Below are 23724 nucleotides of genomic sequence, written 5' to 3'. Positions count from 1 at the left end.
CCCTCACCCCCTCGGCGTGAGATGCACCCCCGCCAGCGTACACCGCACCGATCCCCCCGCCCGTTCGATGGTGGGGATGTCGAGCGCGACGCAAATGGCGCTTTGCTCGATGAGGGCGCGCTGCTCGGGCGTCAGGGCTGCCAGCGCGGTGGTCGAGAGCGCGAGGACGCGGCCCTCCTTGCCCTGCAATTCGATTGCGTTGCCGGCAAAGTTCTCGATCTGGCGGTTGCTCAGCGCCAGCACGTCGCGGCCGGAGCGTTCGAGGCGGGCGACGATCTCGCGCTTGCGGGCGGCGTCGACGATCATGTCGAGGCCGATCAGCACGAAATCGGTGGCGATGCACATCAGGACATTGGTGTGGTAGATGGCGGCGCCCTTGCCGTCGCGGGCGTCGAAGGCCATCGGCTCGAAGTTGAAATGGGTGCAGAAGCGCTCGAGGGCGATCGGGTCGGTGCGGTCGGAGCGCACGGCATAGGCCACCCTGTCGATATGGTCGAGCACCATGGCGCCGGTGCCTTCCAGGAACAGGCCGTCGGGCTCGAGGCCGGAATAGTCGATGACCTCCTGCACGCGGTAATCGGTCTTCAGCATCTCGATGACGTCGGCCCGGCGCTCGCGCCGCCGGCTCGGCGCCTTCATCGGATAGAGGGCGACATGGCCGCCGGCGTGGGTGGAGAACCAGTTGTTGGGAAACACCGAATCCGGGGTTTCCAGGCTTTCGTCCTCGAACAGATGCACGGTGACGCCGTGGGCCGACAGGGTCTGCGCGGCCCTGGTGATCTCGGCATGAGCGAGCGGGGCGAGGTCTTCCCCGCTGCTGCCCGCGACCTGGAAATGATTGTCGGCCGCCGTCTCGGTGTTGACGGTGAAATGGTGCGGGCGAACCATCACCACGGCGGAGGGGGCCTGGACCGAGAAGGCAGGGCGCTTGGACATGGGGGGCTCCGGAGGGCTGTCGCGTTGGTTCGGGTGGTGTGGTGGGATAGGGGGTGGATTGGGTTCTGGGGTGATTGCGCATGGGGCTGTGCTGCCCCTCACCCTTACCCTCTCCCCGCAAGGGCGGGGCGAGGGGGCACAGGCGCTGCGGCTTCATTCTCAGGCCTCCCGTCTCGCCCGACGGTTGGGCGAGATGAGACCGTTCATGCTCGAGCATGCCGCCGAAGTCCCCCTCGCCCCGCCCTTGCGGGGAGAGGGTAAGGGTGAGGGGCGGCGCGACCGTCGTTGGACGAACGCCAAGCCATGACGGCCCGCAGCAAAGCAGCCGACCGTCTATCTCTGGTCCTCCTCAGCGGGCGCGCTGCAGCATGCCGAAGAGGTCGCGCGGGTCGTCGGGATCGGCGATCATGTCGAGCTCCTGGTAGAAATCGGTGCCGACGATCTGGTTGCGCAGATAGCGCAGGGCCGAGAAGTCCTCGATGGCGAAGCCCACGCTGTCGAACAGGGTGATCTGGCGCTCGTCGCGCCGGCCCGGCACCTGGCCGGTGACGACCTGCCAGAGCTCGGTGATCGGGTAGGAGCGGTCCATCTGCTGGATCTCGCCCTCGATCCAGGTCTGCGGCGGATATTCCACGAAGCAGTCGGCGCGCGCGAGGATGTCCTTGTGCAGCTCGGTCTTGCCGGGGCAGTCGCCGCCGATGGCGTTGATGTGGATGCCGGGGCCGACCATGTTGTCGGTGAGGATGGTGGCGAACTGCTTGTCGGCGGTACAGGTGGTGACGATGGCGGCGCCCTCGATCGCCTGCTGCGAGGAGGTGCAGGGGATGACGGTGAGGCCGCTGCCCTCAAGGTTGCGGGCGGCCTTCTGCGTGGCGCGTGGGTCGATGTCGTAGAGCCTGACGGTGTCGATGCCGCACACCGCCTTCATGGCGAGGGCCTGGAACTCGGCCTGGGCGCCGTTGCCGATCATCGCCATCACCTTCCCGCCCTTGGGGGCGAGGTGGCGGGCGGCCATGGCCGAGGTCGCCGCGGTGCGCAGCGCCGTCAGCAGCGTCATCTCGGTCAAGAGCACGGGATAGCCGGTGGCGACATCGGCGAGCAGGCCGAAGGCGGTGACCGTCTGCAGGCCCTCGGCGGTGTTCTTCGGGTGGCCGTTGACATATTTGAAGCCGTAGATGGTGCCGTCCGAGGTCGGCATCAGCTCGATCACGCCGTCACGCGAATGGCTGGCGACGCGCGGGGTCTTGTCGAAGCTCTCCCAGCGGCCGAAATCCTCCTCGATCAGGTCGGTCAGTTCGGCCAGCACCCGCTCGATGCCGAGATGGTGGACGAGGCGCATCATGTTCTCGACGCTGACGAAAGGCACCATCGCCTTCTGCGAGGGCAGGGGAGCGGTCATCGAAAAATCCCTGAACGGTCAATGTTGTCCTTAAGCCTAGGCCGTCCGGATGTTCACCGAAATCGCAATCCTGTGCTAGAACCGTCAGTCCATTGAACAGATTGCCAGGTCGGATTGCAAAAAATGTCAGTGACGGGGCGGGACGCCGAGACGGTCAAATATATTCCCGATGCGCTCGACCGCGGCATCATCGCGCATCTGCGCACCGATGGCCGGGCCTCGCTCTCCAAGCTCGCCGATGCGCTGGGGGTGGCGCGCGGCACGGTGCAGAACCGGCTCGACCGCCTGATCGAAACCGGCACGCTGCTTGGCTTCACCGCCCGCGTGCGCGAGGATTACGACATGAACGCCGTGCATGCGGTGATGATGATCGAGGTGGTCGGCAAGTCGACCACGCAGGTCATCCGCAAGCTGCGCGGCCTGCCCGAGGTGCACACGCTGCACACCACCAACGGCAACTGGGACCTCGTCGCCAACATCCGCGCCGCGAGTCTCGCCGAATTCGACCGCGTGCTGCGCGAGGTCCGGCTGATCGACGGGGTCTCGAACAGCGAGACGAGCCTGCTGCTGAGCAGCGTGTGAGGGGTGGCTACGGGCTTCGCGCATTCCGCTCAGCAGGAAGAGGCTCGACTATCCCTCCCCGACTTCGGGGAGATCGCGCACACAGTTTGTGTGCGCTGGGCCCGAAGGGCCGGGTGGGGGAGCGTGGCGCAAATGCCCCTGGAGTTGACAGGTCGGCGCCACTCTCCCCCTTCCGTCGCTGCCATACAGCGATGGAAGGAACATCTTCGTTTACGAAGATGTTCCGGACTTCCCCGAAGCCGGGGAAGGATTTCCGCGCTTTATCTGTGACGCGAGAGATCCGTGCATCGGGCAACTTGCAGGCGTTCCAAACCCCACACCGGCTTGTGATCGATTGAACCCTTGCCCCGGCAGGCCTAGGCTGATTGTCTGGAACGACTCCAAGGAGGGGATATGCCCTTCCGACTCGCGGGAGACTGCCATGGCCTATACCATCAAGATCAACGGGACCGCCCACACCATCGATGCCGATGGCGACACGCCGCTCTTATGGGTGCTGCGTGACATTCTGGGCATGACCGGCACCAAGTTCGGCTGCGGTGCCGCGCTGTGCGGCGCCTGCACCGTGCATGTCGACGGCACGGCGACGCGTTCCTGCATCACGCCGCTGGAAAGCGTCGGCGAGAGCGCCGTCACCACCATCGAGGCGATCGGGCAGACCCCGCAGGGCAAGGCCCTGCAGCAGGCCTGGCTCGATCTCGAAGTGGTGCAGTGCGGCTATTGCCAGTCCGGCCAGCTGATGTCGGCCGCGGCCCTGCTCACCGCCACGCCCAAGCCGAGCGACGAGGACATCGATGCCGCCATGTCCGGCAATGTCTGCCGCTGCGGCACCTATCAGCGTATCCGCGCCGCCATCCATCACGCCGCTGCTTGAGGGAGGAAGGGATCATGCCCGACGGTACCGATACATATTCACGCCAACAGCGTTTCCCAGAAAAGTTGACAGACTTTTCGATTAAGAAAACGCGTCAAAACAAAGAGCTGGATCGCCGCGCCTTCCTGAAGGCGGGAGCCGCCATCGGCGGCGGCTTCGTTCTCACCCTCGCTCTACCGCCGCTGGCCGGATCGCCGGTCGCCGCGGCCGAGGCCAAGGACTTCGCCCCCAACGCCTTCATCCGCATCGACCGCCAGGGCCTGGTGACGCTGGTGATGCCGATGGTCGAGATGGGCCAGGGCGTCTACACCGCCCAGGCCATGCTGCTGGCCGAGGAGCTGGAAGTCGGCCTCCACCAGGTCAAGCTCGAACATGCCCCGCCCGACGACAAGCTCTACGGCAATGCCCTGCTCGGCAGCCAGGCGACGGGCGGCTCCACCACCATACGCGCCTTCTGGCAGCCCTTGCGGCAGGCCGGCGCCGCCGCCCGCACCATGCTGGTCGCCGCCGCCGCCAAGCGCTGGAACGTCGATGCGGCCAAGCTGACGGCCCGCGACGGCGCCGTGCTCAATCCGGCCGATAATGCCACGCTCGGCTATGGCGAGCTCGCCGACGAGGCCGCCGCCATGCCGGTTCCCACGCCCGAGAGCCTCAAGCTCAAGGACCCCAAGGACTTCAAGCTGTTGGGCACCCCGGCCAAGCGCCTGGATACGCCGGACAAGGTGGTCGGCAAGGCCGAGTTCGGCATCGACGTCAAGCTGCCCGGCATGAAGGTCGCCGCCATCGCCATCTCGCCGGTGTTCGGCGGCAAGCCCAAATCCGTGGACGACAAGGCGGTGCTGGCCGTCAAGGGCGTCAGGCAGGTGGTCAAGACCGACGATGCCGTCGCCGTGGTCGCCGACCATATGGGCGCGGCCAAGAAGGGCCTCGCCGCCGCCAACATCACCTGGGACGACGGGCCGAACGCCAAGGTCGACAGCGCTGAGATCGTCAGCCAGCTCACCGAGGCCTCCAAGCAGCCGGGCGCGGTCGCCCGCAACGAGGGCGATACCGCCAAGGCGCTGGCCGGCGCCGCCACGAAGCTCGAGGCCATCTACCAGGTGCCGTTCCTCGCCCATGCCACCATGGAGCCGATGAACTGCACCGTGCATGTGCGCAAGGATGGCTGCGAGGTCTGGGTCGGCACGCAGGTGCCCACCATGGCGCAGGCGGTCGCGGCCGAGATCACCGGCCTGCCCAAGGACAAGGTCAAGGTCTACAACCACCTGATCGGCGGCGGCTTCGGGCGCCGGCTGGAGGCGGACGGCGTGGCGCGCGCCGTCAAGGTGGCCCAGCAGGTCGACGGGCCGGTGAAGGTGGTCTGGAGCCGCGAGGAGGACATCCAGCACGACATGTACCGGCCCTATTATTTCGACCGGATGTCGGCGGGGCTCGACGCCGCGGGCAAGCCGGTGGCCTGGACCCATCGCATTTCGGGCTCCTCGATCCTGGCCCGCTACTTCCCGCCGGCCTTCAAGGACGGCATCGATTCCGATGCGGTGGAGGCGGCAGCCGAGCCGCCCTACGCCCTGCCCAACATCCATGTCGACTATGTCCGGGTCGAGCCGCCCGGCATCCCGACCTCCTGGTGGCGCGGCGTCGGGCCGACGCACAATGTCTTCGTGGTCGAGAGCTTCATGGACGAGCTGGCCGCCGCCGCCAAGGCGGACCCGGTCGCCTATCGCAAGGAGCTGCTCGCCCATAATCCGCGGGCGCTCGGCGTGCTGACGCTGGCGGCGGAGAAGGCGGGCTGGGGCCAGCCCCTGCCCAAGGGGCGCGGGCGCGGCGTCTCGGTGCAGTTCGCCTTCGGCAGCTTCATGTCGATGGTGGCCGAGGTGGAGACGGCGGCCGACGGCACGCTCAAGGTGCATCGCCTCGTCTGCGCCGTCGATTGCGGCCTGCAGGTCAATCCGGACACCATCGCCGCGCAGGTCGAGGGCGGGGCGATCTTCGGCCTCACGGCGGCGCTGCACGGCGCCATCACCCTGAAGGACGGCCGGGTGGAGCAGGGCAATTTCGACACCTATCTGCCCATGCGCATCGACGAGGTGCCTGTCATCGAGACCCATCTGGTCAAGAGCGCCGAGGCCCCCGGCGGCATCGGGGAGACGGCGACGGTCGCCGTCGGCCCGGCCGTCGCCAACGCCGTCTTCGCCGCCACCGGCAAGCGCGTGCGCACCCTGCCGATCGACATGGATGCGCTGAAGACCGGGTGAGGACCCACGGGCGCGTACGCCGGGGGAAAGGCGCGACACCGGCCGCCCCTTCTCCCCGTTCTCACGGGGAGAAGTCCGCCCTTGCTTTGCAAGGGCGAGGGATGAGGGGCAGCAGGACCTCTCATCTTGAACGCTTTGCGTAGCCCCTCACCCCTACCCTCTCCCCGTAAACGGGGCGAGGGGGCGCATATGTCGCGCCAGTTCGGCACGCCCGTCATCTCGCCCAGCGCTTGAGCCATTACCTATGGGTTGCCCCACCGCCGATCCCCAGCGTCGCCGTGAGCTCCCGGGCGGCCGCGGCGCCGGCGCGGTTGGCGCCGATGGTCGAGGCAGAGGGGCCGTAGCCGACGAGATGGATGCGCGGATCGCGGGCGACCTCGGTCGCCAGCCGGCCGGCCATCACGATGCCGCCATCGTCCTCGCGGATCTGCAGCGGTGCCAGATGGTCGAGCGAGGAGCGAAAGCCGGTGCACCACAGGATGACGTCGACCTTCTCCTCGCTGCCATCGGGCCAGCGCACGCCGTCGGGCGTGATCGCGCTGAACATCGGCCGGCGCGCCAGCACGCCGCGCTCGCGCGCGGCCCGCAGGGCCGGGGTGAGGGGCAGGCCGGTAACCGAGACGATGGAGCCGGGCACCAGGCCCCGTCGCACCCGGTCCTCGACCAGGGCGACGGCGGCCCGCCCGTCCTCCGGCGTGAAGGGGCGGTCGCGGAACTGTGGCTCGCGGCGGGTCACCCAGATCGTCTCGGTCACGCGCGAGATCTCGTCGAGGATCTGCACGGCCGAGATGCCGCCGCCGACCACGAGGACGCGCTGGCCGGCAAAGGCTTCGGCGGTCTGATAGTCGCGGGTGTGGAGCTGGCGTCCCCCGAAGCTCTCCCGGCCGGGATAATCGGGAATATAGGGCGTTTCCCAGGTGCCGGTCGCATTGATGAGGCCGCGGGCCGAAAAGGTCTCCCTATCCGTCTCGACCCGGAAGCGTTCGCCGCGCCCGCACACCACCTTGACCGTCACCGGCCGATAGACGGGCAGTTCGAACTTGCGCTCATAGGCCTCGTAGTAGCGCGGCACCGCTTCCGCCGCCGGCACCTCGGTGAGGCCGGGATCGATGACATCGGCAAAGGCCATGCCGGGCAAATCGTGCACGCGGTTGACGGTGCTCAGCGTCAGGGACGGCCAGCGATATTGCCAGGCCCCGCCCGGCGCGGGCGCCTTGTCGAGCACCAGATAGCCGCGGCCGGGCGGCAGGCCGAGCTCGTGCAGGTGATAGGCGCTCGAGAGCCCGGCCTGGCCGGCGCCGATGACGACGATGTCCACCTTGTAGGTGAGGTGGAGGTCCCGCGCGCTTGCCGGGTCTGCGGGGGGCGAAGCGGCCTTCGCTCCATCTTCATCATGCTGAGCCATGCTGCGAGAGTGGCGGCCGGGTTGCCGGAATTCAAGGGGGCGACGACGGCGCCATCGCGCGATTGCATCACGCTGCCCGAAATCCTATAAAGCAAGTATATGCTTTGAATATAGACTGCTGAGGATCATGTCGACGCCGGAGCTGGAAAATTCGAGCCTGCAGACACGGCCCGGACCCGACCGCCTGTTGTTCCTCTTGAAGACCAAGGGGCAGCAGACGGCGGCCGAGCTCGGCAAGGCGATCGGCACGACCGGCGAGAATGCGCGCCAGCAATTGATGAAGCTCGCCGCCGAAGGCCTGGTCGAGACCGAATCGGTGGCCCGGGGCGTCGGCCGGCCCTCCCAGTTCTGGCGGCTGACCGCGCAGGGGCATGGCCGTTTTCCCGATACCCATGCCGAGCTGACGGTCGGCCTCTTGCGCAACATCCGTGACCTGCTCGGCCCGGAGGCGCTCGAACGCCTGATCGCGGCGCGCGAGGACGAGATGCGCGCGGCCTACCGCGCCGAGCTCGGCCGGATGGAGGGTACGGATGCCCGCGTGGCGGCCTTGGCGCAGATCCGCACCCGCGAAGGCTATATGGCCGAGCAGCGCCCCGCCGAGGATGGCGAGGGCTGGCTCCTCATCGAGAACCACTGCCCGATCTGCGCTGCCGCCACGGCCTGCCAGGGCTTCTGCCGCTCCGAGCTTGCCATTTTCCGCGAAATGCTCGGCCCGCACTGCTCGGTGGAGAGAACCGAGCATATCGTCCACGGCGCCCGGCGCTGCGCCTACCGCATCCGGGAAGAAGCGCCGTAGCGGGCCGGCGCCGGAGCATTTTGTGATTTGACGGAATCAGTGGGAACCGCAAGGTCGCGTCAGAACAAGGCGTTGGGGTGAGAGCGTTCCGTGGTGAGCGCGCTTGCCACCGGCGTCGGAAAGGCGATGTGCCGGCTGGGCAAACGAGGCCAGCCGTAAGCATCCGCCGGCAAAGGGAAGGATTGCCTGATGGGCGCCATGGCGGAGCGGGACGGGCAGGCGATCGAAGCGTCGACGGTGCGGGCCGTGTCCTGGCGCCTGCTGCCGTTCCTGATGCTGGCCTATCTCCTGGCCTATCTCGACCGGGTCAATCTCGGTTTTGCCGCCCTGACCATGAATGACGAGCTGAAGTTTTCGCCCCTGGTGTTCAGCTGGGGCGCCGGCATCTTCTTCATCGGCTATTTCCTCTTCGAGGTGCCCAGCAACGTCATCCTGCACAAGGTCGGCGCCAGCCGCTGGATCGCCCGCATCATGGTGACCTGGGGCATCGTCTCGGCGCTGATGGCGCTGGTTGCCGGTCCGGTCAGCTTTTATGTGCTGCGCTTCCTGCTCGGCGTGGCCGAGGCCGGCTTCTTTCCCGGCATCATCCTCTATCTGACCTATTGGTATCCGGCCAAATACCGCGCCCGCATCCTCGCCGCCTTTGCCGTGGCGGTGCCGGTATCGACCGTGATCGGTGCCCCGATTTCAGGCTATCTGCTGGGTCTGGACGGCGTCGGAGGTCTCAAGGGCTGGCAATGGCTCTTCATTCTGGAGGGCCTGCCGGCAGCCCTGCTCGGCATCGTGACCTGGTTCTATCTCACCGACCGCCCGGCGTCGGCAGCCTGGCTCAGTCCCGAGCAGAAGCGCTGGCTTTCCGACCGCCTGGCGCGCGAGGAGGGCGCGAGGAAGGCCGCGCACCATATGAGCCTGCGCCAGGCGCTGGCCTCGCCCAGGGTCCTGGTCCTGAGCCTGGTCTATTTCGGTTTCGTCGGGGCGCTCTACGGCATGCAGTTCTGGCTGCCGCAGATCGTGAAGGCCTTCGGCCTCAGCAACATCCAGACCGGCTTCGTCACCGCGATCCCCTATGTGTTCGGCTCGGTCGCCATGGTGCTGTGGGCGCAGCATTCGGACCGCACCCGCGAAAGGGTCTGGCATGTCGCCCTGCCGCTCTTCCTCATCGCCCTGTCCCTGGCCGTGGCCAGCGCGCTGAGCGATCCCGTGCTGACCATGATCGCCCTGACGGTGGCAGCCATCGGGGTGTTCTGCACCTTCTCGCTGTTCTGGACCCTGCCGACGGCTTTCCTGAGCGGGGCGTCGGCGGCGGCGGGCATCGCCCTGATCAATTCGATCGGCAATCTCGCCGGCTTCGGCGGGCCCTATCTGATCGGCTGGTTCAAGGACCAGACCGGCGGCACCGCCATGGGGCTTCTGGCCCTGTCGCTGCTGCCGCTGGTCTCGGCCCTGCTGGTCCTGGGCCTGGGACATGATTCTAAGACGGAATTCGCCGCCGCCGAATGACGGGTGCGCAAACGGCGGGCAGGACCTGGACCCCATCCGCCCGTCGCCGGTTTCAGTGTAGGCATGCAGCGGCTGCCGGCCGTCTCAAGGTGCCTTCTTGCCGCTGGCGTCGAACTGCTTGAGATAGGCGATGACATTGGCGATGTCGTCGGGCTTCGACAGGCCGACAAAGGCCATCTTGTTGCCGGGTACCTTCTGTTTTGGGCTCTTAAGATATTCTGAGAGAGTGTCCTCCGCCCAGGTCAGGCCGGCACTCTTCATTGCTGGTGAATAGGTGTAAGTTTCTACAGACCCGGATTTACGACCGATTATTCCATTCAACTCAGGGCCAACGGCGTTCTTTGCGGTCTCTCCAACCTGATGGCAAACTTTACACTTAATGAATACTTTCTCTCCAAGGGCCGCGTCTTGCGCAAGTGCGGCACTTGATATCAGGATAGAGGCAAGAATTCCGACGGCGACCTGTCGCATTTTCTCTCCCTTTCGGCCATTCATCCGAAGTCATCGAAGGTTAAGCTTAATTTCTGCTTATTTTGTTCTTCATATGTCGTGTTGCGTTGTGAATCAGTCTAGGCGCAACGTAAAGTGACTGGACAGCATGAAGAATGATGATCACACTCCTTGTCAAGAATAGATATTATCTGCACAGGGAGGATGCGCGCTTGGTAGCCGGCGATTTCGGCTCGCTCCCGGTTCGGCAGCGGCGGCCTTTTCAGAAACAATTTGATGGGGTTGGGCGTGCCATGGCGCGTTTCGACGGTGGATTGCCGCAATGATGAAACGGCGACAATTTCTCGCGCTTGCGGCTGCGGGCCTGGGTGCGGGCTTTCTGGGTTCTGCGGGGGCGGCCCGGGCGCAGCTGGCGCCGCTGCGCCTGGGGGTTCTGTCCTTCGGCACCGTCGAATGGGAGCTTGCCGCCATCCGCGCGCTCGGCCTGGACGAGGCTGCGGGCTTGAGGATCGAACCGCTCAAGCTCGCCTCCAACGATGCGGCGCGTATCGCCTTCCTGGGCGATGCCGTCGACAGCATCGTCTCCGATCTGCTCTGGGCGGCGCGCATGCGCGGCGAGGGGCGGGACATCGTGTTCCTGCCCTTCTCGGCATCGGAAGGAGCAGTGATGCGGGCGCCGGATTCGACGATCGCCACGGTCGCCGATCTTGCCGGCAAGCGCATCGGGGTAGCCGGCGGAGCGCTCGACAAGAGCTGGATCCTGCTGCAGGCCTATGCCCGGCACCAGGCCGGCATCGACCTGGCCAAGGTGGCCGAGCCGGTGTTCGGGGCGCCTCCCCTGCTGAGCATGAAGCTGGAGCAGGGCGAGCTCGATGCGGCGCTGCTCTATTGGAATTTCTGCGCGCGTCTGGAAGCCAAGGGCTTCAAGCGCCTGATCGGCGCCGACGAGGTCGCGCGCTCCTTCGGCGTCGAGGGATCGATCTCCTTCGTCGGCTATGTCTTCAAGCGGGGCGACGAGCAACATGACAAGCGCATCGCCGCCTTTGCCGCCGCTTCCCGGCAGGCCAAGCAGGCCATGGCGAGCCAGGAGGCGATCTGGTCGCAACTCCGGCCCCTGATGCAGGCCGACGACGAGGCGACCTATAACGTCCTGAAGCGCACCTTTCTGGCCGGCATTCCCAGCCGGGCGATCGCCGACGAGCAGGCGGATGCCGCCAAGCTCTACGCCAAGCTGGCCGAACTCGGCGGCGAGAAGCTGGTCGGCAAGACCGCCACCCTTCCGGAGGGGCTCTATTGGGCCGGACATTGACAGAATGGGGCAGCGGGCGCCTGGCCGGGCTCACGGCCCGGCTGGTCTCGCTGCTTGCCTTGCTGGCGATCTGGGAGGTCGCGGCCCGGCTGGCCAATGGCCCGCTGTTGCCCTCGCCGGCGGCGGTGCTCGCCTTCATCGTCGCGGAGACCCGGCGCGGCGACCTGATCGCCAATATCGGCATCACGCTGGGACGGGTTGCCGGCGCCTTCGGCGTGGCGATGCTGATCGGCAGTGCCATCGGCATCGTCCTCGGCCGCTGGCACCGGGCCAACGCGGCCTTCGATGTCTGGCTCCTGGTGCTGCTCAACATGCCGGCCCTGGTGATCGCCGTGCTGTGCTATATCTGGCTTGGCCTGACCGAAGCCGCGGCGGTGACGGCGGTCGCCCTCAACAAGATCCCCAATGTCATCGTGGTGCTGCGCGAGGGTACCCGGGCCCTCGATCGCGACCTGGAGGAAATGGCCCATGTCTATCGCTTTCCGGCGGGAACCTGGCTGCGCCATGTCCTGATGCCGCAATTGGCGCCCTATGTCGCGGTGGCAGCGCGTTCGGGCCTGGCGCTGGTCTGGAAGATCGTGCTGGTGGTCGAACTGCTCGGCCGCTCGTCGGGCGTCGGCTACGCGATTTCACTCTATTTCCAGCTTTCGGATGTCACGGCGGTGCTGGGCTATGCTCTCGCTTTCACCTGCGTCATGCTCGCTATCGAATTTCTCCTGTTGCAACCCCTTGAGAAGCATGCCCGACGCTGGCGCCCCGCCCTTGCTTGACCTCAGCATTGCCAGCAAGGTCTATCGCGATGATCGCGGCAGGGCCGTGGAGGCCGTCAGGGGGCTCGACCTTTCGCTGGCCGTGGGGGAATTCACCTGCCTGATCGGCCCTTCCGGCTGCGGCAAGACCACGGCCCTGAAGATCCTGCTCGGGCTCGATCGTGATTTCGAGGGCAGGGTGGAGCCCGACATCACGGCGCTGACAGTCGGGGTAACCTTCCAGGAGCCGCGCTTGCTGCCCTGGCGGACGGTCGAACAGAATGTTCGCATCGCCTTGCCGCCGTCGCAGCGCCGGCGCGAGCTCGACGCGCTGTTCGGGCGGCTCGGCCTCACGGAATGGCGCACGCATTATCCGCATGCGCTGTCGCTCGGCCTGCAGAGGCGCGTCGCGCTGGCTCGAGCCTTGGCACTCGAGCCGCAATTGCTGGTGCTGGACGAGCCCTTCGTATCGCTCGACGACAAGGCCGCGCTGGAACTGCGCGCTTGCCTGCTGGCTGAAGTCGCCGACCATGGCATCACGGTTCTGATGGTGACCCACAATGTGCGCGAGGCGATCGGCCTGGCCGATCGGCTGCTGTTTCTGGGGCCCCGTCCCACCCGCATCCTCCATGAGGTCGCGATCGTGGAAGCGCGCCCGGACCGGCATTCGGCCTGGATCGAAACGCGGCACCGGGAATTTGCCGAGCGTTTCGGCCTGTAGCGCCGGAGGTCGAGGAAGGAGCTTGCAGGATGCGACGGCTCGTGATGCTGGCCCGGCTTTGGATGGCGGCCTGCCTTATCCTGCTTCCCGGCTTCGTTTCGGCTGAGACGCTGCCGACGCCCCTGCCGATGACGGAAATAGCCGAGGGCGTCTTCGTTTTTGCTGCCCCGCATGAACTGGCCGCGCCGGGCAATGCCGATGCCATCGGCAATGCCGGCTTCGTCATCGGCAACGAGGCGGTCGCGGTCATCGACACGGGCGGTTCGAAGCAGGCGGGTCTTTCCTTGTTGGCGGCCATCCGCGCCCGTACCGACAAGCCGATCCGCTATGTCATCGACACCCATGTTCATCCCGACCATCTGCTCGGCAATGCCGCCTTCCGCCTGCCGGGCGTGACGATCGTCGGCCATGCCAATTTGCCCGAGGCCCTGTCCGCGCGCGCCGGGACCTATCTGTCGGCGACGCGCCGGCTGATCGGGGAAGCCGCCTTCGCCGGCACGGAGGCGGTCGCTCCCACCCTGCTGGTCAAGGATCGGCTCGACCTCGATCTCGGCGGCCGCCGCCTCCTGCTGGAGGCCTGGCCGACGGCCCATACCAACACCGATCTCACCGTGCTGGACGAGAAGACAGGCACCTGGTTCCTGGGAGACCTGCTCTTTGCCGGTCATGTCCCGGCGCTCGACGGCAGCCTCAAGGGTTGGATTGCCGTGATCGACACGCTGCACTCGCGCCCGGCCGCCCGTGTCGTGCCGGGCCACGGTCCGGCAGCGATGCCCTGGCCGGCGGCGGCCGATCCGATGCGGCGCTATCTCACGCGCCTGCGCGACGATGTGCGCGCGATGATCGCCGAAGGCCGGACATTGCAGGAGGCGGCGGAACGTGCGGGGCAATCCGAGCGCGACAACTGGGAGCTTTTCGACGAGTTCAATCCGCGAAATGCCACAAGTGCCTTTCATGAACTCGAATGGGAATAGCCGGCGCCGAGCGTAAGAACCATATATTACCGTCGGTATTTTGCGGTGCATTCAATAAATGATGCAATGCACCATAATAAGGTAAAAATAAATCTAATGGCATGTCAGTCAAATCTTGCATGAACTGAACACGTTGCATAAGGTAACGCATCTTCGACTTCCAACGGCACCGTGATGGGGATCGCAGTGTCGATTCGAAAGCCAGCGGCTTATGCCTATGGCTACGAGGCGGATCCGCCGGCTGTGACACGCTGTCGAAGAGACGAGGTATCCCCAAGGCTAGAAGAACGACATCAAGTTCGGCATGTGGTCCGGCGGGACGGCATGCGTGTGGCCACTCGGAGGAAGCCCAATGAAAATATTGATAGCGTGGCTGGGCGTGGTCTGCTCGCTGTTATTCGGCGCGCAGGCCTACGCCAACGACGAAGTACAAAAGCTGACGCAGGACCCCAATCAGTGGGTGCTGCAGACCGGCGATTATGCGAATACTCGATATTCGAAACTTGACCAAATTACTGCGGAAAACGTCAAGAAGCTCCAGGTTTCCTGGACATTCTCGACAGGCGTCCTGCGCGGCCATGAAGGCTCCCCGCTGGTCGTCGGCGACATCATGTATGTCCATACGCCGTTTCCCAACACGGTCTATGCCCTCGATCTCAACAATGAAGGCAAGATCATCTGGCGTTACGATCCCAAGCAGGATCCGAACGTCATTCCCGTGATGTGCTGCGACACGGTCAATCGCGGCTTGGCCTATGCGGACGGCAAGGTGTTCCTGCACCAGGCCGACACCACCGTCGTGGCGCTCGACGCCAAGACCGGCAAGGTGGTCTGGTCCGTCGTCAACGGCGACCCGAAGAAGGGCGAGACCAACACCGCGACCGTCATGCCCGTCAAGGACAAGATCCTCGTCGGCATTTCCGGTGGTGAATTCGGCGTGCGTTGCCATCTCACCGCCTATGACCTCAAGACCGGCAAGCAAGCCTGGCGCGCCTATTCCATGGGCCCGGACGAGGAAATGCTGGTCGATCCGGAAAAGACCACCGAACTCGGCAAGCCGATCGGCAAGGATTCCAGCATCAAGACCTGGCAAGGCGACCAATGGAAAACCGGCGGCGGCTGCACCTGGGGCTGGTATTCCTATGATCCCAAGCTGAACCTGGTCTATTACGGCACGGGCAACCCCTCCACCTGGAACCCCAAGCAGCGCCCCGGCGACAACAAGTGGTCGATGACCATCTTCGCCCGTGACGCCGACACCGGCGTTGCCAAGTGGGTCTACCAGATGACGCCCCATGACGAATGGGACTATGACGGCGTCAACGAAGTCCCGCTGGTCGATCTCAAGATCGACGGCAAGGAGCACAAGGCCCTGGTCCATCTGGACCGCAACGGCTTCGGCTACACCCTCGACCGCGAGACGGGCGAGCTCCTGGTTGCCGAGAAGTATGACCCGGTCGTGAACTGGGCCACCAAGGTCGACATGGACAAGAACAGCAAGACCTATGGTCGTCCGCTGGTCGTGGCCAAATATTCGACTGAACAGAATGGTGAAGACGTCAACACCAAGGGCGTATGCCCCGCGGCTCTCGGCTCCAAGGACCAGCAGCCGATGGCCTATTCGCCCAAGACCGGCCTGTTCTACGTGCCGACCAACCATGTCTGCATGGATTACGAGCCGTTCAAGGTGAGCTACACCCCGGGCCAGCCCTATGTCGGCGCTACCCTGTCGATGTATCCGGCCCCCAACAGCCATGGCGGCATGGGCAACTTCATTGCCTGGGACGCTGCCAAGGGCAAGATCGTCTGGTCGCTGCCCGAGCAGTTCTCGGTGTGGTCCGGCCCGCTCGCGACTGCCGGCGGTGTCGTGTTCTACGGCACGCTGGAAGGCTATCTGAAGGCGATCGACGCCAAGACGGGTAAGGAACTCTACAAGTTCAAGACCCCCTCCGGCATCATCGGCAACGTGATGACCTACACCCACAAGGGCAAGCAATATGTTGCAGTGCTCTCGGGTGTCGGTGGCTGGGCCGGTATCGGCCTGGCAGCAGGCCTGACCGATCCGAATGCGGGTCTGGGCGCCGTTGGTGGCTATGCAGCCCTCAACAACTACACCGCGCTCGGCGGACAGCTGACGGTGTTCGCGCTGCCATGAGCACGTGATGCAGCAGCCGGGGCAAGGCGCGTTCCGCCGTGAATGCGCGTTTGCCCTGGCTTGCTGTCTCAGGTGCCTTTGCGCCGCTCGTCGATATCGGCAAATTGCAAACCCTTTGGCCGATCATCCCGTCGGGGCTGGGGAGACGTCGTTCTTTCCCAGCCCCCTCGCCAGACAAAAACGAAGACTTCCGGCTTTCGGCGCCCTTCGGCCCGCGAAATGGTGGTCTGTGCCCTGAGTGGGAGACAAACGATTGCTTGTTCAAGCCAATCCAATGAAATCACGAGCCGGGAACCGCCCCGCCCCTTTGCATCGCAATGCGCTCTTCGGCCTGACGGCGTTGGCGCTGGGCCTTTTCGCAGCGACCTCGGCCTTCGCCGACCCGGCCAAGCCGGCCAGCAGCGAAGACGGCAAGTACAGCGATGCCGAGGGTGCACCGACCTATAACATCACTGCAGATGGCAATGTGGATTGGTATACCTTCTCCGGCTATCGGCGTTATCATTCCGAATGCACGGTCTGCCACGGTCCCGACGGTGCAGGCTCGACCTATGCGCCGGCGCTCACCGATTCCCTGAAGAAGATGAATTATGAGCAGTTCAGCACTGTCGTGGTCCAGGGTCGCAAAGATGTGAGCACGTCAAGCCAGAAGGTGATGCCGACTTTCGGCACGAACCGGAACGTGATGTGCTATCTTGACGACATCTATGTTTATCTGCGGGCGCGCAGCGATGGTGCCCTCGCGCGCGTCCGTCCCGAAAAACACGACCCCAAGCCACAGAGTGCCAAGGATGCCGAAACGGCCTGCATGGCGAACTGAGTCCAACCTGCTTCTTGTTCCCGGCCTTGTCCTGGCCGGGATGGTGCTCGGCTTGAATTCCGCCAATGCCCAGCAGGTACCCGAACTCGTCGACAAAGCCAATCTGCGCGTGTGCTCGGATCCTGCCAACATGCCGTTCTCGAACCGCCGCCAGGAAGGGTTCGAGAACCGCATCGCCGAGATCGTTGCCAAGGATCTGCAGCGGCCGGTGCGCTATTACTGGCTGCAGCAGGGTATGGGCTTCGTGCGCAACACGCTGGGCACGGGCCTGTGCGACGTGATCATCGGGGCCGCTTCTGGCTCCGATCTCACCCAGCACACCAATCCCTATTACGCGTCGACCTATGTCCTCGTGGTCAAGGCGGACGGGCCGCTGGCCGGCGTCACCAAGCTGGAGGACCCCGCGCTCAAGGGCCGCCGATTCGGCATCATTGCCGGCACACCGCCGGGCGACCACCTGCAGCGCCTCGGCCTGATCGCCAACGCCAGGAGCTATGGGCTGACGCTGGATCAGCAGGACAATGCGGCGGGCAAGGAAGCCATCGACGATCTCGTCGCTGGAAACACCGACGGTGCGCTGCTTTGGGGGCCGATCGCCGGCTATTACGCCAGCAAGGCGGCCAAGCCGCTCAAGGTCATTCCTCTCGTACAGGAAAGCGAGCGTCCTCTGCTGGCCTATCGCATTACCTTCGGCATCCGGGCCAACGAGACGCAATGGAAGCACACGCTCAACGCCGCCATCCGCAAGCACGCCAAGGAGATCGCGCAGGTGCTCTCCGACTACGGGGTGCCCCAGGTTTCCGTCGATAGTCTGCCGGCCGAGCGGCCCAATCTCGCCGCAGGCCAGGTGCAGGAATAAGGCGATGATCAGGCCGATCGCGCGCAGTGCTGTCCTTCTGGTCCTGGCCCTCGCGACGTTGCCGGCCCAGGCCGGTCCTCCGCCCGAGCCGAGCGGCTATCGTCTCGACGACTACAGGGCACCGACACCGGCGACGCTCGCCGGCGCCACGGTCCTGGATACGCCGCGGGCCGAGGCATTGTGGAAGCAGCGAGGGGCCCTCTTCGTCGATGTCCTGCCGCATCCGCCCAAGCCCGCCGAGCTTCCCGCCGGTACGCTCTGGCGTGATCCGCCGCATGAAACTATCGTCGGCGCGGTATGGCTGCCGGAAGTCGGGCGCGGTGCGCTGGCGGCGGCGACGGAGGATTATTTCAAGCGCAGCCTGGCCGAGCTGACCCATGGCCGCCGCGAGGAGGCGCTGGTGTTCTTCTGCAAGAAGGACTGCTGGATGTCGTGGAACGCTGCCAAGCGGGCGGTCAGCTATGGCTATGGCCGGGTCTATTGGTATGCCGACGGCGTCGATGGCTGGAAGGGCGCGGGCCTGGCCCTGGAGGCGGTCAAGCCGCGGCCGTGAACGGCAGTCTTTGTGCCGACGGCATCAGAAAGGGAGATGGACAATGACCTTTCTTGAAAAACGGGCTGGATCGTGCCCTTCGCGCCGCCGCTTCCTGGGTGGGACAGGGCTGGCCGCGCTCATGCTCCTCGCCAGCCCGGGTTGGGCCGAGGCCGGCGACACGCCGAGCGAGGCGACCTGGGATTCGATCCGCCCGGACCTCTTCGGCGAAAAGACCATCGATCCCGAGCCGGTCCTGCGCTTGAACGCACCGGTCAGGGCCGAGGATGCGGCGCTGGTGCCGATCGAGGTGGTTGTGGACCTGCCGGCCAATGACAGCCGCACGATCAGGGCGATCACCCTTGTGGTGGACGAGAATCCCTCGCCGTTGGTCGCCGCCTTCAAGCTCGGGGAGGGGCGCCGGCAGTTCAGCCTGTCGACGCGCATCCGCGTCAACTCCTATTCCTATGTCCGGGCGGTCGGGGAGACCAGCGACGGCAGGCTGCACATGACCAAGGCCTTCGTGAAAGCGGCCGGCGGCTGCTCGGCTCCGGCCGGCAAGGATCCGGTGGAGGCCAAGGCCAATCTGGGCAAGATGCGCTTTCGTGATTTTTCCGGGACGGGCAGCAAGGAAGCCCAGATTCAGATCCGCCACCCCAATTATTCCGGCATGCAGATGGATCAGGTGACGCGGCTCTACACGCCGGCCTGGTTCGTGCAGACCCTGGCGGTTACCCAGGGGCAGAAACCGGTCTTCTCCATGGAGGGCGGCATCTCGCTCAGCGAGGATCCGACATTCCGCTTCAGCTATGACAAGGATGGGCAGCCGATCTCCGTCGATGCCAAGGACACCGAGGGGAACGAGTTCAAGCGCGCCTTTCCCGCCGATGGGGGCAGTTGAGCCGCCGTCGAAGAATTCTTTGACGTGCCCCTTCGGATCGATGACATAGCGTGTCATGCGGGAAAGCACCGCTGCACCACCGCGATGTGATCACGCCATGACCGAAAGCCCGGAAACGCCGGATACCGTCGAAATCAGCTTCGATGCCAACGAGGCCATCGTGCTGTTCGAGCTTCTCTCGCGCTGGTGCGATCCTAAGACGGACGCTACGCCGGCGGGCGCCTGCTTCTGGAGCACGGCTGAATGCGCCGTCCTTCTCGGGCTTGTTGGCAGCCTCGAAGGGCAATTGGCTGCGCCCTTCAAGCCTGACTATGAGGAGATCGTCGCGCAGGCCCGGCGGTGTCTGGAACCGCTGTGGAATCAGGCGACCCTGAACGGCTGAACACCCCGGAAACGCTATTTGAAGCAGCGGATCTCGGCTTCGGCCTGGGTGCGCCGGAGATTGGCGACGACGTCGTCGAACTGCTTGGTGCTGCGGAAGATGGCGGACTGCTGGCCGACACCCTGGCGCATGGCCAGGATGGTTTCGGCCCTTTCATAGCCGTCATAGGGCAGGATGGAGGCGATCACGTCGATCGAGCAGGCGCAGCGTTCCATGGCTTCCCGCGTCTCGCCATTGGCGGCCATGCAGCCGATCACATAGTCGACCCGTGCCTTGGTCGGATAGTCGTTCTCGACCTCTGCGCCGAAAGCGGGAATGGCCGTGGCTGCCAGCATCAGCAATGCCAGAAGCGTGTCAGTCGGGCTTGGCCTCATAGGAAATTCCTTCGTCGAGCAGCGGGCTGTTCTTTCCGGGCGCCGAGACTTCGATGCGGGCGATCTCGCCGGGCAGGTCCCTGGCCACCAGGAATTCGTAGCGCAGCGTGTCCAACCCATTGAGCCGGGCCTTGTTGGGGTCGTCGCTGAAAGGCTGGATCGAGACGCGCCAGCCGGGAAGGGTGCGGCCCTCATAGGGGATTTCAGCCGGTTTCACCTCGGCCTTGTCGCGCAGGGCCGTGCGGATGGCCGTTTTGAAATAGCGCGGATTGGCCTGATAGGTTTGGGCGAGTATGCCGATATGATGCTCGAGGAAGAGGCTCAGCACCGGATTGCCGCTCATGTTCTCGAACGGCCCGGCGGCGCGTCGGTGAGCGCCGCTGAAGAGCTGGACCTGCACGGTGCGGGTCTGCTCCGTCTCGCCCTTGTCGAGGGTGAGACGGATGGTGTCGTCGAAGGAAGCACCGTAGAGTTTGTCGTCGGCGCTCTTGCGATGATAGGCGTAGGTCAGCACCTGGTTGACGGTGGTCTTGTCGAGCTGGGGTTCCTCGAACAGCAGGGTGGCGGCGTCCGGGGGCGCTGCGGCCGCATGGGCGGCACCGGCGAGGACCAGGAGGGCCGGGGCGGATAGCCATGCTCTTCCCGGCTTGCGACGTGCACGATCATTCATGCCGGCTGTCCTTCCATCGGTCGGGGAGCGGCCGTCATGACGCGGTAGTCATAGGCCGGTGGTGAGGATACGGCCGATTCGCTGGCGGCCAGGGCCTGCATGCGGTCGTGCCAAGGCGATTTGTGGCAGGCCGGATCGGTCACGCCGGCGTCGCCGGCCAGGGCCAGGGCCTGGCAGCGGCAGCCACCCCAGTCGCGTTCCCGGCGCTCGCAGCTGCGGCAGGGATCCGGCATCCAGTCGGTGCCACGATAGGCATTGAAGGCGGGCGAGTTCAGCCAGGCCTCTGCCAGAGTATGCTCGCGCACCGACCAGAATTCGAGGTGGGGGATGGTTTCGGCGGCATGGCAGGGCAGGATCTTGCCCGACGGCGTGACGTTGAAGGTCCGGCGCGCCCAGCCGCCGTTGCAGGGCTTGGGATAGGCCGAATAATAGTCGGGCACCACGAGGTCGATGACGATGCGGCCTTTCAGCCTTTCACGTGCGGCTTCCACCAGGGCGATCGAGGCATCCGCCTCGGCGCGCGTCGGCATCAGGGCGGCGCGGTTGCGCTGTGCCCAGCCATAATACTGGGTGTGGGCGATTTCGACGCGCTTGGCCTGCATCTCGACGGCAAGATCGATGATATCGCCGACCTCGCCGATATTGGCGCGATGGATCACCGCATTCACCGTCAGCGGCAGGCCGAGCGTCACCACATGCCGAGCGAAGTCGCGTTTCCTGGCATGGGCTCCGGCCAGGCCACCGATATGTTCCGCCGTTTGCGCGGTTGCAGCCTGGATCGACAGCTGCACATGGTCGAGGCCGGCCTCGGCGAGGGCCTCGAGCCGGGCCTCGGCCGCGCCGACACCGGCCGTGATCAGGTTGGTGTAGAGGCCGAGTTCGGCACAATGGGCGGTCAGCTCGACGATGTCGGGCCGGGCCGTCGGCTCGCCGCCGGACAGATGCACATGCAGGACGCCGAGGGCGGCGGCCTCCGAGAACACGCGCTTCCAGGTCTGCGTGTCCAATTCCTGCGCGCGGTGATCGAGCTCGAGCGGGTTGGAGCAATAGGGGCAGCGCAGCGGGCAGCGATGGGTGAGCTCGGCGAGCAGGCCGATCGGATTGGGGATGCGGGCCTGGCTCGTCATCGCTCGATCACCCGCTTGGTAAGGAGATCATCGAGCATGGCGATGACGTCGCCCTCGATCACTTCACGCTTTTCGCCATAGCGTTCGGCGAGCAGATCACAGATCGCGCCGACGCTGCGCTGGCCGTCGACCAGTTCCACCACGCTGGCGGCCACCGCGTCGAGGCCGAAGGCACGCTCGGGTGCCAGCAGCATGTGCTTGTTGCGGACGCTGTCGAAGCGGAGCCTGACCCCACGCGGCAGGCTGGGGACGTCCTCGGCCGAGAGCGTGCTCATGATGCCAGCTCCATACCGGGAATCCAGGCGCCGGGCGGCGGCAGGCCGGGTGTCACATAGGCGTGGTGCAGGCCGTCCAGCTGCGCCCATAGCACGTCGCATTTGAAGGCAAGGGCTGCGAGGACGGATTGCTGCAGGGCGATGCTGGTGGCGTGACGCTTGACATAATCGAGCGCGAAATCGGCATCGCGAGGTGCCTGCGACAGGCGCTTGTCGAAATAGGCGAGGGCCTGAGGGGAGATGAAATCATAGCTTGCCAGCATGCCGGCAAGGCGTTCGGAAATGATGGTGGGCGCGAACAGCTCGGTGAGGGAGGAGGCGATCGCCTCCAGGAGCGAGCGGTCGCGCACGAAATCGACATAGGCCTGCACGGCATAGCGGGTCGCCGGCAGCAGGCCGCGGGTGGAGACGACATAGTCGCGCGGGAAATCCAGGCTGTCGGTCAGTTTGAGCCAGCGCTCCAGACCGCCATCGCCATCGCCGGTGCCGTCATGATCGACGATGCGCTGGCGCCAGATCCGCCGCAGCGCCGGGTCCTGCATGCGGGCGAGGATGGTGGCGTCCTTCACCGGGATCATGGCCTGGTAGAAATAGCGGTTGAGGGCCCAGGCCCTGACCTGGTCGCGGCTCAGACGGCCACCATGCAAGGCGGCATGGAAGGGATGGAGATTGTGGTAGCGCCGATGGCCGATATCGCGCAGGGCAGCTTCCAGCGCGGCGGGGGAAAGGAGCGTTGTCATAGGGAAAATACCATGCCGTCATGGGCGACCTGCCAACCCGCTGTCTCGACCGCCTGCCTTTGGGGCGAATCCTCCACCAGGACCGGATTGGTATTGTTGAGGTGGATGAAGACCCGCTGTTCCACGGGCAGGCCTGCCAGGGCGGCCATCGATCCGTCGGGGCCGGCAATCGGCATATGGCCCATGCGCCGCCCCGTCTTGGTGCCCAAGCCGTGCCGGATCATCTCGTCGTCCTCCCACAGCGTGCCGTCGAACAACAACAGATCGGCACCGGCAATGGTTTCGCGCAGCCAGGGCGGTACGTCGGCGCAGCCCGGAATATAGGCGATCCGCTTGCCGCCGCCGGCCAGCATCACGCCCACCGTCGCCTCGCTTGCCTCGCCCAGGCGCATCGGTTCGTTCTCGCGCCAGAGCGGCAGTTTTCCCGGAACCGGCACCAGCGTCACGGTCAGGCCCGGCAGGGCCTCAAAGCTCTGACCCGGCCTTACCGCCTTTCGGTCGACGAGGTCGCGTGCCAGCACGTCGAAGATCCGGTTGCCAGCGAGACTGTCCAACGTCTCGGCCGTGCCATAGAGCGTGAAAGCCTGGCGCTCGCGCAGGCCCAGCAGGCCGGCGACATGGTCGACATCGCCATTGGTCAAGAGCACAGCGGCAATCGGCGAGTGGCGCGCGGATCCCTTGTGACGCAATGGATCCCCGGGCTGGAGCGCAGGCGCAGCCTGGAGTTGCTGGCGGATATCGGGCGAGGCATTGAGCAAAAGCCAATCCTCCCCGTTCACCGAAACCGCGATACTCGACTGGGTGCGCGGCCGGACCCTAGGATCGCCGGTCCACGCCAGACGACAGACCGGGCAAGCACAGTTCCATTGTGGAACCCCACCCCCGGCCGCCGCCCCGAGAACGATGGTATGCAAGCTTGCCTGCACGACCCCGATTCCG

At 65.4% G+C, this 23724-nt stretch carries 23 protein-coding genes and 1 pseudogene; 15 read left to right on the top strand and 9 right to left on the bottom strand.

All coding sequences use genetic code 11. From position 1 onward, the window contains the following. Window positions 1-3 precede the first annotated feature (3 nt). Window positions 4-936, bottom strand: coding sequence for a citrulline utilization hydrolase CtlX (gene ctlX / locus BA190_RS15640; protein WP_068289045.1), 933 nt, complete (start codon window positions 934-936; stop codon window positions 4-6). A 349-nt stretch (window positions 937-1285) separates the two neighbouring features. Next, on the bottom strand, window positions 1286-2335 hold the full coding sequence (locus BA190_RS15635) for an ornithine cyclodeaminase (protein WP_068289040.1): 1050 nt from the start codon (window positions 2333-2335) through the stop codon (window positions 1286-1288). 123 nt (window positions 2336-2458) lie between these two features. On the opposite strand from BA190_RS15635, the gene BA190_RS15630 reads away from it, so the two are divergent. The 3 genes from BA190_RS15630 (at window position 2459) to BA190_RS15620 (ending at window position 6046) form a co-directional block, all read left to right on the top strand. Further along, window positions 2459-2917: an Lrp/AsnC family transcriptional regulator gene (locus tag BA190_RS15630; protein WP_068289037.1), complete on the top strand. Its 459-nt coding sequence runs from the start codon at window positions 2459-2461 to the stop codon at window positions 2915-2917. A gap of 421 nt (window positions 2918-3338) precedes the next feature. Further along, window positions 3339-3791 carry a (2Fe-2S)-binding protein gene (locus tag BA190_RS15625; RefSeq protein ID WP_068289035.1) on the top strand — a complete coding sequence of 151 codons (453 nt, stop codon included), beginning with the start codon at window positions 3339-3341 and terminating at the stop codon, window positions 3789-3791. Between the two features lie 14 nt (window positions 3792-3805). Further along, window positions 3806-6046 carry a xanthine dehydrogenase family protein molybdopterin-binding subunit gene (locus tag BA190_RS15620; protein WP_082979769.1) on the top strand — a complete coding sequence of 747 codons (2241 nt, stop codon included), beginning with the start codon at window positions 3806-3808 and terminating at the stop codon, window positions 6044-6046. A gap of 238 nt (window positions 6047-6284) precedes the next feature. On the opposite strand, the gene BA190_RS15615 is transcribed toward BA190_RS15620, so the two are convergent. Further along, the gene (locus tag BA190_RS15615) at window positions 6285-7451 is read right to left on the bottom strand and encodes an NAD(P)-binding domain-containing protein (RefSeq protein WP_082979768.1); all 1167 of its coding nucleotides are present in this window, start codon (window positions 7449-7451) and stop codon (window positions 6285-6287) included. Between the two features lie 127 nt (window positions 7452-7578). Here BA190_RS15615 and BA190_RS15610 point away from each other — a divergent pair, with 127 nt between their 5' ends. Beyond that, entirely contained in the window at window positions 7579-8247 is a 669-nt protein-coding gene (locus BA190_RS15610; RefSeq protein WP_068289033.1) for a metalloregulator ArsR/SmtB family transcription factor, read from the top strand. A 189-nt stretch (window positions 8248-8436) separates the two neighbouring features. Beyond that, window positions 8437-9747, top strand: coding sequence for an MFS transporter (locus BA190_RS15605; protein ID WP_068289028.1), 1311 nt, complete (start codon window positions 8437-8439; stop codon window positions 9745-9747). Between the two features lie 84 nt (window positions 9748-9831). Here BA190_RS15605 and BA190_RS15600 read toward each other — a convergent pair whose 3' ends face one another. Beyond that, window positions 9832-10218, bottom strand: a complete 387-nt coding sequence (locus BA190_RS15600; RefSeq protein WP_068289025.1) for a cytochrome c family protein — start codon at window positions 10216-10218, stop codon at window positions 9832-9834. A gap of 301 nt (window positions 10219-10519) precedes the next feature. Between BA190_RS15600 and BA190_RS15595 the strand changes: the two genes are divergently transcribed. The 10 genes from BA190_RS15595 (at window position 10520) to BA190_RS15550 (ending at window position 19599) form a co-directional block, all read left to right on the top strand. Then, on the top strand, window positions 10520-11506 hold the full coding sequence (locus tag BA190_RS15595; protein ID WP_068289022.1) for an ABC transporter substrate-binding protein: 987 nt from the start codon (window positions 10520-10522) through the stop codon (window positions 11504-11506). Further along, window positions 11491-12276 carry an ABC transporter permease gene (locus BA190_RS15590; RefSeq protein WP_245314743.1) on the top strand — a complete coding sequence of 262 codons (786 nt, stop codon included), beginning with the start codon at window positions 11491-11493 and terminating at the stop codon, window positions 12274-12276. The genes BA190_RS15595 and BA190_RS15590 overlap by 16 nt, the downstream gene beginning before the upstream one ends. Beyond that, window positions 12245-12976, top strand: coding sequence for an ABC transporter ATP-binding protein (locus tag BA190_RS15585; protein ID WP_068289021.1), 732 nt, complete (start codon window positions 12245-12247; stop codon window positions 12974-12976). The genes BA190_RS15590 and BA190_RS15585 overlap by 32 nt, the downstream gene beginning before the upstream one ends. Window positions 12977-13005: 29 nt before the next feature. Then, window positions 13006-13950: a quinoprotein relay system zinc metallohydrolase 2 gene (locus tag BA190_RS15580; protein WP_082979767.1), complete on the top strand. Its 945-nt coding sequence runs from the start codon at window positions 13006-13008 to the stop codon at window positions 13948-13950. Window positions 13951-14302: 352 nt separating this feature from the next. Continuing rightward, the gene (gene xoxF5 / locus BA190_RS15575; protein ID WP_068289019.1) at window positions 14303-16105 is read left to right on the top strand and encodes a lanthanide-dependent methanol dehydrogenase XoxF5; all 1803 of its coding nucleotides are present in this window, start codon (window positions 14303-14305) and stop codon (window positions 16103-16105) included. A 274-nt stretch (window positions 16106-16379) separates the two neighbouring features. Then, window positions 16380-16925 (top strand): c-type cytochrome, methanol metabolism-related, encoded by a 546-nt coding sequence (locus BA190_RS15570; protein WP_082979766.1) that lies wholly within the window; start codon window positions 16380-16382, stop codon window positions 16923-16925. Then, window positions 16897-17784 carry a substrate-binding domain-containing protein gene (locus tag BA190_RS15565; RefSeq protein WP_082979765.1) on the top strand — a complete coding sequence of 296 codons (888 nt, stop codon included), beginning with the start codon at window positions 16897-16899 and terminating at the stop codon, window positions 17782-17784. Before BA190_RS15570 ends, BA190_RS15565 begins: the two co-directional genes overlap by 29 nt. A 4-nt stretch (window positions 17785-17788) precedes the next feature. Then, window positions 17789-18337 carry a PQQ-dependent catabolism-associated CXXCW motif protein gene (locus BA190_RS15560; RefSeq protein ID WP_068289016.1) on the top strand — a complete coding sequence of 183 codons (549 nt, stop codon included), beginning with the start codon at window positions 17789-17791 and terminating at the stop codon, window positions 18335-18337. A 43-nt stretch (window positions 18338-18380) separates the two neighbouring features. Then, window positions 18381-19217 (top strand): quinoprotein dehydrogenase-associated SoxYZ-like carrier, encoded by an 837-nt coding sequence (locus BA190_RS15555; RefSeq protein WP_082979764.1) that lies wholly within the window; start codon window positions 18381-18383, stop codon window positions 19215-19217. A gap of 97 nt (window positions 19218-19314) precedes the next feature. Continuing rightward, entirely contained in the window at window positions 19315-19599 is a 285-nt protein-coding gene (locus tag BA190_RS15550) for a hypothetical protein (protein ID WP_068289012.1), read from the top strand. A gap of 14 nt (window positions 19600-19613) precedes the next feature. On the opposite strand, the gene BA190_RS15545 is transcribed toward BA190_RS15550, so the two are convergent. The 5 genes and pseudogenes from BA190_RS15545 to pqqB all read right to left on the bottom strand — a co-directional run bounded on the left by BA190_RS15545 (window position 19614) and on the right by pqqB (window position 23699). Continuing rightward, complete coding sequence (locus BA190_RS15545) at window positions 19614-19973, bottom strand: hypothetical protein (RefSeq protein WP_162275118.1); 360 nt, start codon at window positions 19971-19973, stop codon at window positions 19614-19616. Next, window positions 19954-20643, bottom strand: a complete 690-nt coding sequence (locus BA190_RS15540; protein WP_068289009.1) for a hypothetical protein — start codon at window positions 20641-20643, stop codon at window positions 19954-19956. The genes BA190_RS15545 and BA190_RS15540 overlap by 20 nt, the downstream gene beginning before the upstream one ends. Next, on the bottom strand, window positions 20640-21770 hold the full coding sequence (pqqE, locus tag BA190_RS15535; protein WP_068289006.1) for a pyrroloquinoline quinone biosynthesis protein PqqE: 1131 nt from the start codon (window positions 21768-21770) through the stop codon (window positions 20640-20642). Before pqqE ends, BA190_RS15540 begins: the two co-directional genes overlap by 4 nt. After that, window positions 21767-22785, bottom strand: a pseudogene (gene pqqC / locus BA190_RS15525) (pyrroloquinoline-quinone synthase PqqC). The gene pqqE and the pseudogene pqqC overlap by 4 nt, the downstream one beginning before the upstream one ends. Then, window positions 22782-23699 (bottom strand): pyrroloquinoline quinone biosynthesis protein PqqB, encoded by a 918-nt coding sequence (pqqB, locus tag BA190_RS15520; protein WP_068289449.1) that lies wholly within the window; start codon window positions 23697-23699, stop codon window positions 22782-22784. The pseudogene pqqC and the gene pqqB overlap by 4 nt, the downstream one beginning before the upstream one ends. Between the last annotated feature and the right edge of the window lie 25 nt (window positions 23700-23724).

Source organism: Labrys sp. WJW, assembly GCF_001676615.1.
Classification (GTDB): domain Bacteria; phylum Pseudomonadota; class Alphaproteobacteria; order Rhizobiales; family Labraceae; genus Labrys; species Labrys sedimenti.
Note: the sequence above shows the minus strand (reverse complement) of the source record. Positions and strands in the feature narration are given on the sequence as shown.

What these genes read in the sequence shown, in the direction of transcription:
- ctlX (WP_068289045.1), bottom strand. Translation starts at nt 936, where the DNA reads ATGTCCAAGCGCCCTGCCTTCTCGGTCCAGGCCCCCTCCGCCGTGGTG.
- BA190_RS15635 (WP_068289040.1), bottom strand. Translation starts at nt 2,335, where the DNA reads ATGACCGCTCCCCTGCCCTCGCAGAAGGCGATGGTGCCTTTCGTCAGC.
- BA190_RS15630 (WP_068289037.1), top strand. Translation starts at nt 2,459, where the DNA reads ATGTCAGTGACGGGGCGGGACGCCGAGACGGTCAAATATATTCCCGAT.
- BA190_RS15625 (WP_068289035.1), top strand. Translation starts at nt 3,339, where the DNA reads ATGGCCTATACCATCAAGATCAACGGGACCGCCCACACCATCGATGCC.
- BA190_RS15620 (WP_082979769.1), top strand. Translation starts at nt 3,806, where the DNA reads ATGCCCGACGGTACCGATACATATTCACGCCAACAGCGTTTCCCAGAA.
- BA190_RS15615 (WP_082979768.1), bottom strand. Translation starts at nt 7,451, where the DNA reads ATGGCTCAGCATGATGAAGATGGAGCGAAGGCCGCTTCGCCCCCCGCA.
- BA190_RS15610 (WP_068289033.1), top strand. Translation starts at nt 7,579, where the DNA reads ATGTCGACGCCGGAGCTGGAAAATTCGAGCCTGCAGACACGGCCCGGA.
- BA190_RS15605 (WP_068289028.1), top strand. Translation starts at nt 8,437, where the DNA reads ATGGGCGCCATGGCGGAGCGGGACGGGCAGGCGATCGAAGCGTCGACG.
- BA190_RS15600 (WP_068289025.1), bottom strand. Translation starts at nt 10,218, where the DNA reads ATGCGACAGGTCGCCGTCGGAATTCTTGCCTCTATCCTGATATCAAGT.
- BA190_RS15595 (WP_068289022.1), top strand. Translation starts at nt 10,520, where the DNA reads ATGATGAAACGGCGACAATTTCTCGCGCTTGCGGCTGCGGGCCTGGGT.
- BA190_RS15585 (WP_068289021.1), top strand. Translation starts at nt 12,245, where the DNA reads ATGCCCGACGCTGGCGCCCCGCCCTTGCTTGACCTCAGCATTGCCAGC.
- BA190_RS15580 (WP_082979767.1), top strand. Translation starts at nt 13,006, where the DNA reads ATGCGACGGCTCGTGATGCTGGCCCGGCTTTGGATGGCGGCCTGCCTT.
- xoxF5 (WP_068289019.1), top strand. Translation starts at nt 14,303, where the DNA reads ATGAAAATATTGATAGCGTGGCTGGGCGTGGTCTGCTCGCTGTTATTC.
- BA190_RS15570 (WP_082979766.1), top strand. Translation starts at nt 16,380, where the DNA reads ATGAAATCACGAGCCGGGAACCGCCCCGCCCCTTTGCATCGCAATGCG.
- BA190_RS15565 (WP_082979765.1), top strand. Translation starts at nt 16,897, where the DNA reads ATGCCGAAACGGCCTGCATGGCGAACTGAGTCCAACCTGCTTCTTGTT.
- BA190_RS15560 (WP_068289016.1), top strand. Translation starts at nt 17,789, where the DNA reads ATGATCAGGCCGATCGCGCGCAGTGCTGTCCTTCTGGTCCTGGCCCTC.
- BA190_RS15555 (WP_082979764.1), top strand. Translation starts at nt 18,381, where the DNA reads ATGACCTTTCTTGAAAAACGGGCTGGATCGTGCCCTTCGCGCCGCCGC.
- BA190_RS15550 (WP_068289012.1), top strand. Translation starts at nt 19,315, where the DNA reads ATGACCGAAAGCCCGGAAACGCCGGATACCGTCGAAATCAGCTTCGAT.
- BA190_RS15545 (WP_162275118.1), bottom strand. Translation starts at nt 19,973, where the DNA reads ATGAGGCCAAGCCCGACTGACACGCTTCTGGCATTGCTGATGCTGGCA.
- BA190_RS15540 (WP_068289009.1), bottom strand. Translation starts at nt 20,643, where the DNA reads ATGAATGATCGTGCACGTCGCAAGCCGGGAAGAGCATGGCTATCCGCC.
- pqqE (WP_068289006.1), bottom strand. Translation starts at nt 21,770, where the DNA reads ATGACGAGCCAGGCCCGCATCCCCAATCCGATCGGCCTGCTCGCCGAG.